Annotated in this window: 12 protein-coding genes; 3 read left to right on the forward strand and 9 right to left on the reverse strand. The window is 40.0% G+C overall.

The window, feature by feature from the left end:
- Positions 1–198: 198 nt before the first annotated feature.
- Complete coding sequence (locus CAL6303_RS08010) at positions 199–1,917, reverse strand: diflavin flavoprotein (RefSeq protein ID WP_015197336.1); 1,719 nt, start codon at positions 1,915–1,917, stop codon at positions 199–201.
- A 180-nt stretch (positions 1,918–2,097) separates the two neighbouring features.
- Between CAL6303_RS08010 and CAL6303_RS08015 the strand changes: the two genes are divergently transcribed.
- Positions 2,098–2,895, forward strand: coding sequence for a pantothenate kinase (locus tag CAL6303_RS08015; protein ID WP_015197337.1), 798 nt, complete (start codon positions 2,098–2,100; stop codon positions 2,893–2,895).
- Here the strand turns inward: CAL6303_RS08015 and CAL6303_RS08020 are convergent.
- Positions 2,885–3,706 carry an alpha/beta fold hydrolase gene (locus CAL6303_RS08020; RefSeq protein ID WP_015197338.1) on the reverse strand — a complete coding sequence of 274 codons (822 nt, stop codon included), beginning with the start codon at positions 3,704–3,706 and terminating at the stop codon, positions 2,885–2,887. The two genes, CAL6303_RS08015 and CAL6303_RS08020, sit on opposite strands and share 11 nt — an antisense overlap.
- A gap of 80 nt (positions 3,707–3,786) precedes the next feature.
- Here CAL6303_RS08020 and CAL6303_RS08025 point away from each other — a divergent pair, with 80 nt between their 5' ends.
- Entirely contained in the window at positions 3,787–4,644 is an 858-nt protein-coding gene (locus CAL6303_RS08025) for a hypothetical protein (protein ID WP_015197339.1), read from the forward strand.
- 483 nt (positions 4,645–5,127) lie between these two features.
- On the opposite strand, the gene CAL6303_RS08030 is transcribed toward CAL6303_RS08025, so the two are convergent.
- A complete protein-coding gene (locus tag CAL6303_RS08030) occupies positions 5,128–5,598 on the reverse strand; it encodes an NUDIX hydrolase (protein WP_015197340.1) in 471 nt (156 codons plus the stop codon).
- 463 nt (positions 5,599–6,061) lie between these two features.
- Between CAL6303_RS08030 and CAL6303_RS30705 the strand changes: the two genes are divergently transcribed.
- On the forward strand, positions 6,062–6,226 hold the full coding sequence (locus CAL6303_RS30705) for a hypothetical protein (protein WP_015197341.1): 165 nt from the start codon (positions 6,062–6,064) through the stop codon (positions 6,224–6,226).
- A 140-nt stretch (positions 6,227–6,366) separates the two neighbouring features.
- Here the strand turns inward: CAL6303_RS30705 and argH are convergent, their stop codons facing one another.
- The 6 genes from argH to CAL6303_RS08060 form a co-directional block, all read right to left on the reverse strand.
- Entirely contained in the window at positions 6,367–7,761 is a 1,395-nt protein-coding gene (gene argH, locus CAL6303_RS08035; protein ID WP_015197342.1) for an argininosuccinate lyase, read from the reverse strand.
- Positions 7,762–7,859: 98 nt separating this feature from the next.
- A complete protein-coding gene (locus CAL6303_RS08040) occupies positions 7,860–8,066 on the reverse strand; it encodes a hypothetical protein (protein ID WP_015197343.1) in 207 nt (68 codons plus the stop codon).
- A 226-nt stretch (positions 8,067–8,292) separates the two neighbouring features.
- Positions 8,293–8,712 (reverse strand): pentapeptide repeat-containing protein, encoded by a 420-nt coding sequence (locus tag CAL6303_RS08045; RefSeq protein ID WP_015197344.1) that lies wholly within the window; start codon positions 8,710–8,712, stop codon positions 8,293–8,295.
- Between the two features lie 581 nt (positions 8,713–9,293).
- Positions 9,294–10,631 (reverse strand): hypothetical protein, encoded by a 1,338-nt coding sequence (locus CAL6303_RS08050; protein WP_015197345.1) that lies wholly within the window; start codon positions 10,629–10,631, stop codon positions 9,294–9,296.
- 473 nt (positions 10,632–11,104) lie between these two features.
- The gene (locus CAL6303_RS08055) at positions 11,105–12,175 is read right to left on the reverse strand and encodes an LOG family protein (protein ID WP_015197346.1); all 1,071 of its coding nucleotides are present in this window, start codon (positions 12,173–12,175) and stop codon (positions 11,105–11,107) included.
- Between the two features lie 805 nt (positions 12,176–12,980).
- Positions 12,981–13,436, reverse strand: coding sequence for a pentapeptide repeat-containing protein (locus tag CAL6303_RS08060; RefSeq protein WP_015197347.1), 456 nt, complete (start codon positions 13,434–13,436; stop codon positions 12,981–12,983).
- Positions 13,437–13,759 lie beyond the last annotated feature (323 nt).

A 13,759-nucleotide genomic window follows, 5' to 3' on the forward strand; every position in this document is an offset into this window, starting at 1 on the left:
CAACAAATTGGTTTGTAGAGACGCGATATATCACGTCTCTAACATCGTTCGGAATCACACAAAATCGTTATCGTATCTGATATCCTGCAAGTAGTCGGGGATATAACACTAGTGGAGTTTGGCGGAAATAAACAGACTATTCTCAAGGGACAAAAAGGTTATAAAATAACTTTTTCCTTCTGCCTCCTGCCTTCATCCTTAATAGTGATTGCCAACTTTGCGGTGGTGAACTGCGGTGAGCCCTTCCGGCTTAGAAACCCGTCCCGCGTAGATGCTGCAATATACAATCCAATGATCGCCTGTATCCATGCGGCTGCTAACTTCGCACTCCATATATGCCAAAGCATCAGCGAGAATTGGCGCACCGTTTTGCGATGGGTATGTGCGGACACCTTCAAAACGATCAGCACCTGGTGCAAATCGCTTCAAAAACTGTTTCATCAAAGGTTGATAATTGCCTTCTTCCAAAACATTCAGGACAAACTTATCACCCACCTGCATCAGTGATTCAATCGCCCGATCCTTCGCTACGGCAATGGACACACCCAAGGGTTTGAAGCTGGCTTGGCTCACCCATGATGCCAACATGGCGCTTTGGACATCGTTTCTCTTGGCGGTGAGGATATATAAACCACCACTAATTCTACCCAGAGCTTTGTCTAAATCAGCACTTAGGGATTTCATCGCCTTGATGCTTTTATCTCTAGTCACCCACTGTCCTAAGTCGGTTCCAGCCTCTTCACAAAGCTTGTAAGTATTTTCACTAGGTGTATCGCGGATTTCGATTACAGGGAAAGCCACATTTAGACCTAGGGCGCGGAATTTATTCAGGACGGGATAGGTAGGTTCATCATCACCACCACCTGTTTCAAAAATACCGACAGCTTGCTTTTCTTTTGCTGCACCCAAGATTGTACCCAAGGTGGTGATAGCATCTGAATTTGATGCTGGTGGCATCCCAATGACGATTCCCGCACAACGTCCCACTAGTTCCAAAAGTTCCTGTGGATCTGCTGTTCTTAAGTCTACAGTTTCTACGGCGACACCAGTTTTACTAATACCACCAGCGATTGATTGAGCAATGCGATCGCTTGCGCCGTATTCTGATACATAAAATATGCCGACGGTTGTCTCTGCTTTGGTTTGGGTTTGACTCCAATTTCGGTAGCGTCCAGTTAATTCGGCGACGTTGTGCCGTAATAAGGGTCCATGTCCAGTGGCGATGGTGTCTACTTTTGGTAGTTCACCCATCCGTTTTAATGCGGATATAACCGACCGGGCATTTGGTGCCATCAAGCACTCGTAGTAGAAAGCATAATCGGGAGAAATCGCTTCCAAATCTTCATCAAATGTTGCTTCAGTGCAGTAATGTAGCCCGAATGCATCACAGGTGTAGAGAGTTTGAGTTAGATGATCAAAGGTAAAAATAGTATCGGGCCAATGTAAATTAGGCGCAATCACAAACTCTAGTTCATGCCCATTCCCCAAATCTATTTTGTCACCATTTTTGACAATTTGCCGTTTGAAAGGGGTGTGAACGAGATTTTCTAGAAATTGAATTGCTACTTTAGAACCAACCACCGTAATATATGGGGCAAGTTGGAGAACATCTTTTACCAAGCCACTATGATCTGGTTCCGTATGGCTAATAATTAAATAATCAACTTTGCTGATATCTACCAAGCCCTTGAGGGTATCAAGATATAGCTGACGAAACTTCTCATGGGAAGTATCAACTAATGCTGTCTTTTCGCCACGAATAATAAACGAGTTATATGTAGTACCGTTTTGTAAACCGAACTCGATATCAAACCGATCTCGATCCCAATCTAGGGAACGAATGGTAGTGGTATCGGTTGCTATATCTTCAACTTGTATAGTTAGCCGTTTCTGGATTTTCTCGGTGAGTGCCACCATAACTAGCCTCCTGATCTAAATTAAGTATTTATTACCTTTGTCTCTATTGTGGCACGAGATAAATGTAAATAATTATTAAATAAACTATGGATAAGTTAAAGAAAACAAAATCTTCAGAATCTGTAATCAGGTTGATAAGATAATACGATTTGCTTCAGGGCTAAATTGGAAATTTTAAGTATGCCTGAAACTTGGTTAGCTTTAATGATTGGCAATTCCCGTCTGCACTGGGGATTATTTAGAGGTGAAACCCTCATAGATACCTGGGATACCAATTATATTGATGCTGATACTGTGCAGCAGCTAGCTAAATGTGAAAATATTGGGGATTTTTTCCATCTAGTGAATGCAGAAATAGAAACCGATATTTCACCTTGGGAATTATCCCCGATCCAGATTGCGATCGCATCTGTAGTTCCAGCCCAGTTTATGGTTTGGCAGAATTACCCCTTAGTCAAAATAATTACTCTCGAACATATCCCAATTAAAGCTCTGTATTCCACCTTTGGCATCGACCGAGCCTTAGCTGTAGTAGGTGCTGGAAGCTATTTTGGTTTTCCGGCTTTAGTTATTGATACGGGAACTGCACTCACATTTACAGGTGTAGATAAATACAAAAACTTAATTGGTGGCGCTATTTTACCAGGATTGGGTTTACAGCTAGCAACATTGGGTCAAAAAACCGGACAATTACCCCAAGTAGAGATACCGAAACAGTTACCGCAGCGTTTCGCTTTAAATACTTCTGAAGCGATACAAAGTGGAATTATCCATACTTTGTTAGGAGGAATTAGGGATTTTGTGGAAAATTGGTGGCAAGATTTCCCACAAGGACAGGTAGTGATGACAGGAGGCGATCGCGTGATCATCCAATCCTACCTAAAATCGTTATATCCCCAACTTGCAAACCACATCATCATTGAAGCAAATTTGATATTTTGGGGACTCAGCAAAATCATGACAACAACTAACCAATAACTGGTAAACCTAAGAAATCTCGGATTTCTTCAGCCACTTCACCACTACATGACTGGGGTAAATCATTTTCCCCATGGGTGATTATTTGCATTTTTGCTCCCGATATCAATCTTGTGTAAGCTTGACTAGCTGTAAAAACCTCCTGACGATCTTTACCACCATGTAAAATCAGAGTACGACATTGATGTAAATTGAAGCGATTGTCCACTAACTCAGCCTGAAGTTCTGGTAATTGGCGGTTAAATAATAGCTCACACCCTACAGGATACTGCTCCATTATCAAACGCGATCGCCATTCTTCCTCAACCTTGATTTCCCAACCAAATACCTTAGCAATGGGACGTAGCAACCGCAACAAAGCAAAACTCAACTCAGAACGGTTCAAAATTCGCTGCATTTGCCGCCAATACTGCTCAATTCCTGGAGTTTTTACACCTTCAGGAGCCAAAAGTACCAAACCACTCACACGTTCAGGGTACTTCAAAGCATAACTTGCCGCAATCCAACTTCCTAGAGAATGACCCACTAAATAGACTTTCTCTAGTCTTAATTTTTCAATCCACTCAGCGATAGTTTCCACTTGCAAATCAATAGAGTAATGGATTTCGGGAATTTCAGACTCACCAAATCCTAGTAAATCAGGTGTTAAACAGTGAAAATCACTGCCTAGCATTTCCATTACGCTTACCCACTGGCTGCCATCACTCCAAGTCCCATGTAAAAATACTACTGGTATTCCCTGACCAACTTCCCGCCAAAACAGCAACCCATGAGTTAGTTTTCTCCGGGAGTTACGAAACAAAGCTTCCATCTTAAATTTAATAATTAAGCTCAATTAAGTATTTTATACTACCTGTTTGAAGGTTCTAGATAAAAGTGCATCTAAAAGTAATGGCAAAACCAGCAGATACAAGCACTAAAAAACTCATTAGCCTTGCACCCGATAACTGGGTGCAATGGGTCACAAATATTCCCAACATCAAAGCAGGTGAAATTTTATCAGGGGAGTTTCAATGGATAAGTAGAGAAACAGATGTATTAATTCATGCAAGTAGTCCTGATTATGGAGAATTTTTGGTATTAAACGAACTACAATTACGCTACAGTTCCAAAATGCCCCGTAGAATGCGAGCTTATGCGGCACTTGCAGAGGAAAAATATGAATTGCCAACTTACCCAGTTTTAATTAATATTTTGCAAACCACCGATGTGGAAATCCCCACAAATTTTACATCAAATCTGGCTGGGTTGAGGGCAATTCAAGATTATCGGGTAATTAATCTATGGGAAGTTGATGTTAATGTTGCTTTCCAACAACCTTTGCCATCATTACTTCCTTTTGTACCAATTCTCAAAGGAGGGAATGATGAATCTATAATTAGGGAAGCGCTACAAGTTTTACGTCAGGATCAAGACTTAAATCAATTGGAGACGGTTCTAGCATTTTTTGCTACTTTTGTACTAGAAAGTGGGTTAGTTAAAGACATCATGAGGTGGGATATGGGAGTTTTACGCGAGTCACCATGGTATCTAGAAATATTGCGTGAGGGAGAAGCACGAGGGGAAACCCAAGGACGGAAAGAGCAAATGCTTTCTAATATAGAGATGAGTTTGGAGGCAAAATTTGGTAGTGAGGGATTGGAATTAATGCCGCGAATCTCCCAAATTATGAGTTTAGAAGAACTGCAAGGAATTTTGCGAAGTGTGGTTTTAGCCAATTCTTTTGAGGAACTCAGACAAGCTTTATAACGATTAAAATCCCGCTGATTTGGTGTCCTACGGTGTAGACACATCTTTGTTACAAAATCAAAATCGTCGTAGATTACCCTAAACCCACGCCATATGCTAAACGTCCAATGCAGTGGCTCGCCTTTTTAAGGGGTAATTTGAAAGGCATTTGCCCCCTTATTCTTGGCGTTCGCCCTACAGCCCTGCGGACATCCTACGGGGGGCGTGGCGTATAGCCCTAGCCCTTTCAGGGCGGCTACGCCTACGGCATTCCAGAAAGGCGTTCGCCTTTGGCGTGTGCGAAGCACTCAGCCTGCCGACAGCATAGCCTCAGGCGCTCTGTTCACCGTAGTTGTTCCCGCAGGGTAAGAGCTAGGGGGTTTGGGAGATCAAAAGCCAGTGATACAACTCTAGAAGACTTGTGTGTACACCGTAGAATTTGGTGCCAGGGGTCAGTCAGTTCATATGACTAAGATAGTTAAAGGCTAACCGCTTACAGGACACTCAAGCAAGTGTAGTTAAACCATTTAAGTAGTCTTGCAATTGCCGAGTATGATCATGGGACATTTTCTCAGATGGTAAAGAATCAGGTGTAAATGCTTGAATTTCCATTACTTCCAAAGTGTCTTCAGCTTGCATATCACCATCAACATCGACTTCCACAACTACACAAATCGAGTGGATTCTAGGGTCACGGTCAGGTGCAGAATATACTCCTACTAAACGGCGAATCTTGACTAAATTCAGCCCCGTTTCTTCCTTTAGTTCACGCTTGATTGTATCGGGAATATTTTCTCCCCAGTCAACCATCCCTCCAGGTAATGACCAGCAACCATCATCTCGTCGTCGAATTAATACTATCCGACCATCTGGCAAAATTGGGACGATACTTGTACCAGGTATCGGGTGACGAAAAATAACACCTAGCACAGTTTGTCCAAAACGCCATAAGTTACGTGTAAACTGAATTGTCACTGCAAAAATAGCAAGAAGGTTTAAGTTTCAAAACGTATATTCTACTCTAGATTTTTTCTTCTCTGGCAAGTTCTCGAAAACCGAAAAATTGAGTTTTGAATTATATAATTTCTCTAGAGTTAGGATTTTGTCATAGCGTCTGCTATGGAACAGATCCAATAGTAGCACCTGATAAAATAAAACACGGGAACTTTTGGCTATTCCCTAACCTTGATAACTTTTCCAGTCAGTTAAGCAAAATTGATTACACCTATAGTCTTTGTGTCGCCTGTTGAGAGTTCCCTTGCTTCTGCCTTTTGGATGACCATTGACAGTGCAATGCAATATAAGGTAGTCTAGATTGCTGTTTAAAATAAAATGATAGCTAAACTAAGCTCAAACATATCAGTGATAGCTGGTATGTGAAACCGACTGAATAGTGCTTAGTAGTAGCTTTTTTGTTGTTTATTCATTAGAGGTGAACATGGCAAAGCGCCGTAACCCGAAAAAAGAGAAGGCGCTACGGAACCAGGCTTACGCCCGTAAGTTTCGTAAACGGACGACTACAGGACGAATGCAGCGAAGATTCCAACAAAGACCGCCGAAGAGTGAAGAAGATGAAGGCGCAGCAGCAATGGATACCGAATAGGTACCTGGCGAGCGTATAAATTTTTTAAGCTTTTTTAATAGTAAAGGGTGTACATAATTTTTGTGTACACCCTTTATTGTTTGGGAATGGGGAATGATTCTGCTGTTAGCTAAAACTCAGGTACTCCCCCACTCCCCACTTTACTTATGTGACACGGTATGGTGTGCAGATGCGATCGCGCTTTTGATTTGATCAAAGCCTGTGCCACCAAAACTGTTGCGTGCAGCCACTACTTGGCGGGGTGCGATCGCATCATAGATATCTGCCTCAAAAGCTGGATGTAGTTGTTTCCACTCCTCTATAGTTAGATCTTTGAGGAGTTTTCCAGCACTGACACTGGTTTTGACAACTTTTCCCACCAAGTTATAAGCTTCGCGGAAAGGAACCCCCTTAGTCGCTAAATAATCTGCCACATCGGTGGCATTGGAAAAGTCTTCACAAACTGCTTCTGCGAGACGTTTTTGTCGGAATTCCATCCCTTCCCCTAACAAAATTGTCATTGCTTCCAAGCAAGCCTTAACTGTATTGACAGTATCAAATATGCCTTCTTTGTCTTCTTGAAGGTCTTTATTATATGCCAGCGGTAATCCCTTCATAATTACCAACATCCCTTGTAAATGACCAAATACCCGCCCAGTTTTTCCCCTTACCAACTCTGGAACATCAGGGTTTTTCTTTTGGGGCATAATGCTAGAACCAGTCGCACAACTGTCTTTGAGGGTGACAAAGCCAAATTCTTCGCTTGCCCAGAGAATTACCTCCTCAGCTAGACGGCTTAGATGTACCATAATTAAACTGGCAGCAGCTAAGAATTCAATAGCAAAATCTCGATCGCTAACACCATCCAAGCTGTTTGCATAGACATCATCAAATTCCAAGATTTTGGCACTATAGTGACGGTCGATAGGGAAAGTCGTCCCCGCCAAAGCACCACAACCCAAAGGCGAGATATTTACCCTTTTAGAAACATCACCCAAGCGTTCCCAGTCCCGCTGTGCCATCTGAAAGTACGCCAGTAGGTGATGTGCCAAACTGATGGGTTGAGCGCGTTGGAGGTGAGTGTAGCCAGGAATCAGAGTCTCTATATTTACTTCAGCAATGCTCAATAAAACCTGTTGAAACTCCCGCAGTTTTTGGCGAATTTCTTGAATTTGATGGCGTAAATAAAGCCGGGTATCAGTACCTACTTGGTCATTTCGAGAACGGGCAGTATGCAGCTTTTTACCTACATCCCCAACTATTTCTATTAGTCGCCGTTCCACAGCAAAATGCACATCCTCGGCATCAATCCCCGGATTAAACTTGCCTTGACGGTATTCTTGGCGAATTTGCTCTAAACCTGCGTATAATTGCTCACCTTCATCTGGAGAAATGATTCCCGTATGAGCTAACATTTTTGCATGTGCTTGGGAACCAGTTAAGTCATATTCGATTAACTCAATATCGAAATTAATACTCGCATTAAAAATAGCGATCGCTGGATGCAGCGCTGATTCAAATCGTGGACTCCAATTGGATTCTGATTGTTGGGTCATAAATATAGGGAAGGTTGTTCAAAGCAGCCTTACAGGGCTTATTTAAAGTTAGAAGTTAATGTTTCTGATTTGGATTACTAACTCCTAACCTTTATCATTTAGCCGTAGCTAGTTAGATTCCGAATGATATAGCCAATTACCAACCCAATCAATAGCGCCCAAGCCTGTCCAGTTTGAACAAAATGACCGAAAGACTTTTGTATATTACCTAAAAGGTCTGCATCTGTAACATTTTGAGCAATCACAGTCAGATCCACAGGTGAATTCCCAATCAACTCAAATACCCAATGTCCTAGTAAATCCATAAATTTCTCAAATGGTAGTTATTTTTAGTCAGCTGTGTGCTGTAGCATAAGCGTCCAACTTCTATGTGATAACCTCCAGTTCTGTCAATTGTCCACATTGACAGTTCCTCACCAGAAAGACATTCTATAGGAACGGCTCTCTTAGGCGTTTTGGGCACCAAAGATCCTGATAGCACTTTAGTCTATCTGAACTTTGGTGATATTTTTTACTTATTTTTGTTTATTATTACTTGTGAGATCTACCATCTGGCATAGTTGCACCTTCCCAGGTTGCACCATCTAAATATGCGCCATACAAATTTGCCTCTACTAACTCTGCATCACTTAAGTCAGCATCAATTAAATCTGCCATCTTCAGCTTTGCTCCTTTAAGATTAGCCCCATTCAGCTTGGCTTCAAATAGTTTTGCACCACTTAAATCAGCACCACTTAAATCAGCACCACTCAAATTTGTTCTAATTAAAGATGCCTCCGTTAAGTTAGTACCAACTAAAATTGCTTTACTTAAATCAGCCTCACAAATCGAAGCCCCTTGAAAATCGGCTCCGCTTAAATCTACTCCGTTTAAATAGGTTCCAATTAAATTAATGCCTTTAAAACTTCGTTCTCCAGATTGATACCTAACTAAAAGCTCATCTATACTCATAATATTTTGCTCAAATCTCCTTTATATTAGCCTCACCTTGTTAATAAGATTTAACAGTCACATTTGTTACTTAAGCTTTTTCTCAAAAAGATATCAATAATGTCATTTTGGCAATAATTCTCAGAATAAAGGCATTCTTCGGACAATGCGATCGCTTTCTTTCTGAAATAGGAAACCTAGTCTTTCATCATTTGAATTAATGCCAAAAAAAATTCACGATCAGAGTCAGAGGCTGGGCTGTTGATTTTGATAGAAATTTGACGTTCTTTGTTTGTGATTTTAGACACTATTAACTGGTTCCTAGGCTCTGCCTGGGAACTCTGACTTTGAGGCTCCGCCTCTTATTTTGACTAGGGTGGAGCCTCCGGAGACAAGGAACAAGTTTAGGAGTTACGCACTGTACAAATTAGTCATGGTATGATTTCACCGAAATAGCTTGTTTCAGACTTTGACCAATTTGTTTTTAGCGATAAATTAACCGTGGGGTAGGGGTTTAGCAATGCTAAACCCCTACGAGAAATATGGTTTTCCCGCAACATATATTTATTGTTTTCTGTCAATACGTAAGTCCTAAAGTTATATCAATTACGCTGAAAGCCTTTTGTTGTTACTTTTTGAGCTTTCCCCTTAGTTTTGGATTTATTAACTTCTGCAAATGCTTCTTGAAATAAATTATGTAAATGTGTAGGGACACTAGCCGTTTCTGGTAAGTCTGGCTCTGTAAATTTGTTAAATTCTTCTAATACTAAATTGAGTTCTGTAACTAACTTAAACTCTGGACGGTTTAAAATTTCCCGAAGTATTGATTCAAGTTGCCTGGGATAAATTTCTGCTAATCTATGCCAAATCAAGGAATTAATACTTTTATCCTCTAAATAAAAACGAATTAGTTTTTCTGACCCTTCTATATCTCGCCAGTTTTCGGCGGCTAAAATTGATTTCATTTTGGTATAGGTTGCCAAAAACATTTGCCCCCAACGAGGATCAGAAATTGCCGTAACTTCGTCGGCTTTTTTTATCTCAGCAGGTAAATCAACTTTGGGTGTAATCATTTTAGCTGTGCTAGTCTTACTATTTAATATTTGGGACACTAACTTTTGATCTACACCAGCCTCCGCTGCCCTATTGATAATTTCTTCCTGTTCTTCGCTTGTTTCGATGATTTCTGCAAACGATTTCGACGGATCAATGCCAGCTGCTTCTAAACGCTTTTTGGTAATAATTTCTTGAAACTCATTAATATTCTGACTTAACTGATATCCAGACATAGTAACTTCATCTGCATGGAAAAAATCTTGGAATTCTTGATGATAAATTTCTACTGACTCCCAAGCTTCAGTTAATAATTCAGGAGCATCACTATAAAGATGCTGCTTATAATTATCTTTGAAATTTCCAATAGCTACCGCTAGCTTAGGTTTGCCTAATTTTCCCATTAAAATATAAGAGTTAGCAAAAGTCCATTCATTGCTAGTGATGGGAATCAATCGAGTATGGATAATTTCCCCAACTTTCAGGCGAGATAGTTCTTGCTGAGTTTTTTGGTTATCGGGTTTTACAAGGTAATTTTTCGCTGTCAGCCAATTCATGACTTCAAAGCCATCAGCTAGTATTTGATTGACTGCAAACAAACCCATAAAGCTTTGATGCCAGGTTTTAATTAGATTTTTTTCTGATTCTGATAATTGGGGATTAGTTTGCAAAAATAAATCTATTGGTGAATAATTTTGATCCCCTTCAAAAGCGAAGTTCTCAACAATTGTATCTTGTTTAAGGTTATCACTAAAACCTCGACGAACCTGCTTTGCTGCATAATTTTCCAAGGCTTTTGCAAGTTCATCTTCTGCATCTAAAACAAAATCAATCAGGTTTTGTTTCAACGTATAAATTGTTGTTAAATCTTGGGAGGAAACTTGCATAATGTTATTGTTTGCGTTTGTGTAAATATAATTAAAGGCTATCTACTTGAAGACTGTAGTTGGTTGCATCTCAGTTCTCATACCAATTCAAATAATGATTGCAGCAGATCCAACGGTAGAGACGTAGCAGTGCTACGTCTCTACAAATATCTATCTGTCGCATTGTTTTTTCAAATTGGTATCATTTCGCGGAAAAAGAATAAGTTTTTCATTACCTAGCTTGCATCCTACAGGGTAGCAATCCCATAATCTCCGATATTAATGAGTTGATGGGATTGCCACACTCTGCTTAAAAATTAGCAATTAAATAATATACATATCTTGTGGAATGGACATCTTGCTCGTTAATGTAATTATGCAGGCAGGATGACTCTTCCACAAAATCAAAATTTGCATTTTATTTAATATGCATTCCTTAAGTAGGTGGGTGTTCAAAATTGTCATTATGACAAGGCAATTGATTTCATATGATTTTATTTCAATTCTGGATGTGCAATATCTTCTGCGGATGGTTTACCCATACGATTGATTGTAGCAATCATCTCATAGAGTTTTCCTAAATCACGCTGATTGAAATGTAGGATTAAACGGGGTAATTCAGCAGTTTCGTCTTGTCCTTCTTGAGATAATGCTTGGGTTCTTTCAATTTTTCCTTTGATGAGGATACTACTAAAGTTAATATTTAGTTGGTCGAGTTCCGCATCAGATATATCAGTTTTAAGTCTAATTATTAGTTTACCTGCTACATAGCGGCTAGAATGATAAACCTGATAAAAGCTGGTGATGGCATTGCAGGCAACTTCTAAGTTATCTGTAATTGTGTAGAGATTGGGGTCATCTGGACTGACTAAGCCTGTTTGCAGTAGATGCTTATCTATATATTCACTCCAAGAACGCCAGTAATCACCACCTGGATGATCAATTAGTACTAAAGGTACAGGACCAAATTTACCTGTTTGGCTCAAAGTCATACATTCAAAAGCTTCGTCTTGGGTTCCAAATCCGCCAGCAAATGCAGCGACTGCATCACTTTCTTTGAGTAGAAATAATTTCCTAGTAAAGAAATATTTAAAGTTAATTAATTTGGGGTCTCCCTCAATTATCGGATTTGCACTTTGTTCAAAGGGAAGCTGAATATTTAAACCAAAGGAATTTTCTCGTCCAGCACCTTCATTTCCAGCTTGCATAATTCCGCCACCACCCCCAGTCATGACCATAAATCCTAATTGGGCAACATTGCGGGCAAAATCAGCCGCCATTTTGTATTCTGGAGTTTCTGATGCTAGCCGTGCGGAACCAAAAATTGTGACTTTACGTACATGGCGGTAAGTATGGAAAAGTTCAAAACCACGTTCCATATCTGCCAAGGAAGAAGATAGTATTTTCCAGTCTATTCGTTCAAGTTCGGTATCTGTCAGGCGTAAAATAGTTGATAAGGCTTGCTGGATGAATTGCCGATTTTTTAATGACGGTAAGCGCTCAATTAATTCTGCAATATCCGTTTGGAGAGAATCTAAAATATCAAACGACGTTTCCGATGTCATATCAAATGCTACTGAGATTGCTATATACTTTAAATTAGATTTGGTCAGGACTTACGCGATTGTCACAATCAGAAGGTTGGTGTCTGACACCAGAACCCTTATTTTTCGTTTCAAATTGATCGAAGTGTCACGCACCCTACGAAAAAAATGTGCCAGCGATGCGTATCCCTTCTATGCCCAAAGGGCTTTACGCTACATGCCATTAAATGGAAGTAAACTACGCTATGACGGATTTTTGATCATTTATTTGTTGGAACATTTTCAGATAACTCTCGCTGAGTATCGCCTTCTGTAGCAAAGTTTAATCAATGACTACTTTATCGCAATATAGTGTCACCTTTTAGGGAATTTTGCCAAAGGTGTTAATTTTTTGCTTTTCAAACTTAACTCAGTTTGTATCTGAGTTGCAAGGGCTACTAAGGAACATCAGGGCAGAAGGTATTGCGCCCTTAGAGGTTAAAAAATAAGTAATAAGTAATGAGTAATGAGTATGCTTTGTAGCGCGGATTTAGCGCAAACTTAACGGGGGCTGTGCCTCCGTTAAAGTTTGTAAGACAGACTCCGACACAAAACGCGCTGCCGTCATTAGCCAGGGAATTAAACCCCAAACTTTGTTGAAGTTTCTTGAATCTAGATTCCTAAATCAGGCTTCAATCGAGAATAGGAAGAGGGTGTGGGAAAAATTAAAGGTGAGCGCAAGACCCATTGCTTGCTAACTCACCTTAATTTTAGATGTATTACTATTGACAAATATTTGCTTAAGTGTTACTAAAGTTATTTAGTTTTTTGAAGTTGGGATCTAAGCTTAATCCCAGTCAGGTATGGTAACGTCTTCACCTCCAACACCGATTCCTGTCTCAGCGATATCGGCTCCATCAAGAGTCATGTCGTTCATTGATGCTTGGTAGACGTTGGAATTATGGATTTTAGCGTTACTAAAGTTAACTCTGTCAAGGTCTGCTTGTTTAAAGTTGACATTGGTGGCAAAGGTGGAACTGAGATTAGCACCTTCTAGGTTAGCACCTGTCAAGTCAGCGCCTTCGATGTTCGCTCTTGATAAGTTAGCGCCCTTTAGGTTTGCACCACGTAAATCAGATCCAATTAAGTGAGCGCCTGTTAAGTCAGCGCCCGACAGATTGCATTTGATGCACTCGCCTGTCTGTAAGAGACGCTGTACTTGCTGTGGGTTTTCTGCCTGAACTGCGCTACTAAATACTAGGGGTGCTGCCAGGGTTAAAATAGCCAATAGCTTCACTTTCATAAATCCCCCTTAAATACCAATAATTACTTCTGTTGTCCTCACAGTTCCAATTATCTCACTAAATTTCGATTAGTGTGTTAGTTTATCGAAACTATAATGATAATTTCTATCTCAAGAATGAGTACTTTAATTAAAAATCTATGCTTCTGGATGAGTTAATATCTTTATTTAGCAAGGTTTTTGATTAATTAATAAGAGATATGACAATTTTAGTATCTTTGTTAAAAGTTGTGAATTGTTTTTCTCAGATTTGGTGAAATAAGTATTTTTACTTTCGTTGGGAAATAGTTCATTTTAATTTTATGAAATATTAATATATGAAT

Source organism: Calothrix sp. PCC 6303, from assembly GCF_000317435.1.
Classification (GTDB): domain Bacteria; phylum Cyanobacteriota; class Cyanobacteriia; order Cyanobacteriales; family Nostocaceae; genus PCC-6303.

What these genes read in the sequence shown, in the direction of transcription:
- CAL6303_RS08010 (WP_015197336.1), bottom strand. Translation starts at nt 1,917, where the DNA reads ATGGTGGCACTCACCGAGAAAATCCAGAAACGGCTAACTATACAAGTT.
- CAL6303_RS08015 (WP_015197337.1), top strand. Translation starts at nt 2,098, where the DNA reads ATGCCTGAAACTTGGTTAGCTTTAATGATTGGCAATTCCCGTCTGCAC.
- CAL6303_RS08020 (WP_015197338.1), bottom strand. Translation starts at nt 3,706, where the DNA reads ATGGAAGCTTTGTTTCGTAACTCCCGGAGAAAACTAACTCATGGGTTG.
- CAL6303_RS08025 (WP_015197339.1), top strand. Translation starts at nt 3,787, where the DNA reads ATGGCAAAACCAGCAGATACAAGCACTAAAAAACTCATTAGCCTTGCA.
- CAL6303_RS30705 (WP_015197341.1), top strand. Translation starts at nt 6,062, where the DNA reads ATGGCAAAGCGCCGTAACCCGAAAAAAGAGAAGGCGCTACGGAACCAG.
- argH (WP_015197342.1), bottom strand. Translation starts at nt 7,761, where the DNA reads ATGACCCAACAATCAGAATCCAATTGGAGTCCACGATTTGAATCAGCG.
- CAL6303_RS08040 (WP_015197343.1), bottom strand. Translation starts at nt 8,066, where the DNA reads ATGGATTTACTAGGACATTGGGTATTTGAGTTGATTGGGAATTCACCT.
- CAL6303_RS08045 (WP_015197344.1), bottom strand. Translation starts at nt 8,712, where the DNA reads ATGAGTATAGATGAGCTTTTAGTTAGGTATCAATCTGGAGAACGAAGT.
- CAL6303_RS08050 (WP_015197345.1), bottom strand. Translation starts at nt 10,631, where the DNA reads ATGCAAGTTTCCTCCCAAGATTTAACAACAATTTATACGTTGAAACAA.
- CAL6303_RS08055 (WP_015197346.1), bottom strand. Translation starts at nt 12,175, where the DNA reads ATGACATCGGAAACGTCGTTTGATATTTTAGATTCTCTCCAAACGGAT.
- CAL6303_RS08060 (WP_015197347.1), bottom strand. Translation starts at nt 13,436, where the DNA reads ATGAAAGTGAAGCTATTGGCTATTTTAACCCTGGCAGCACCCCTAGTA.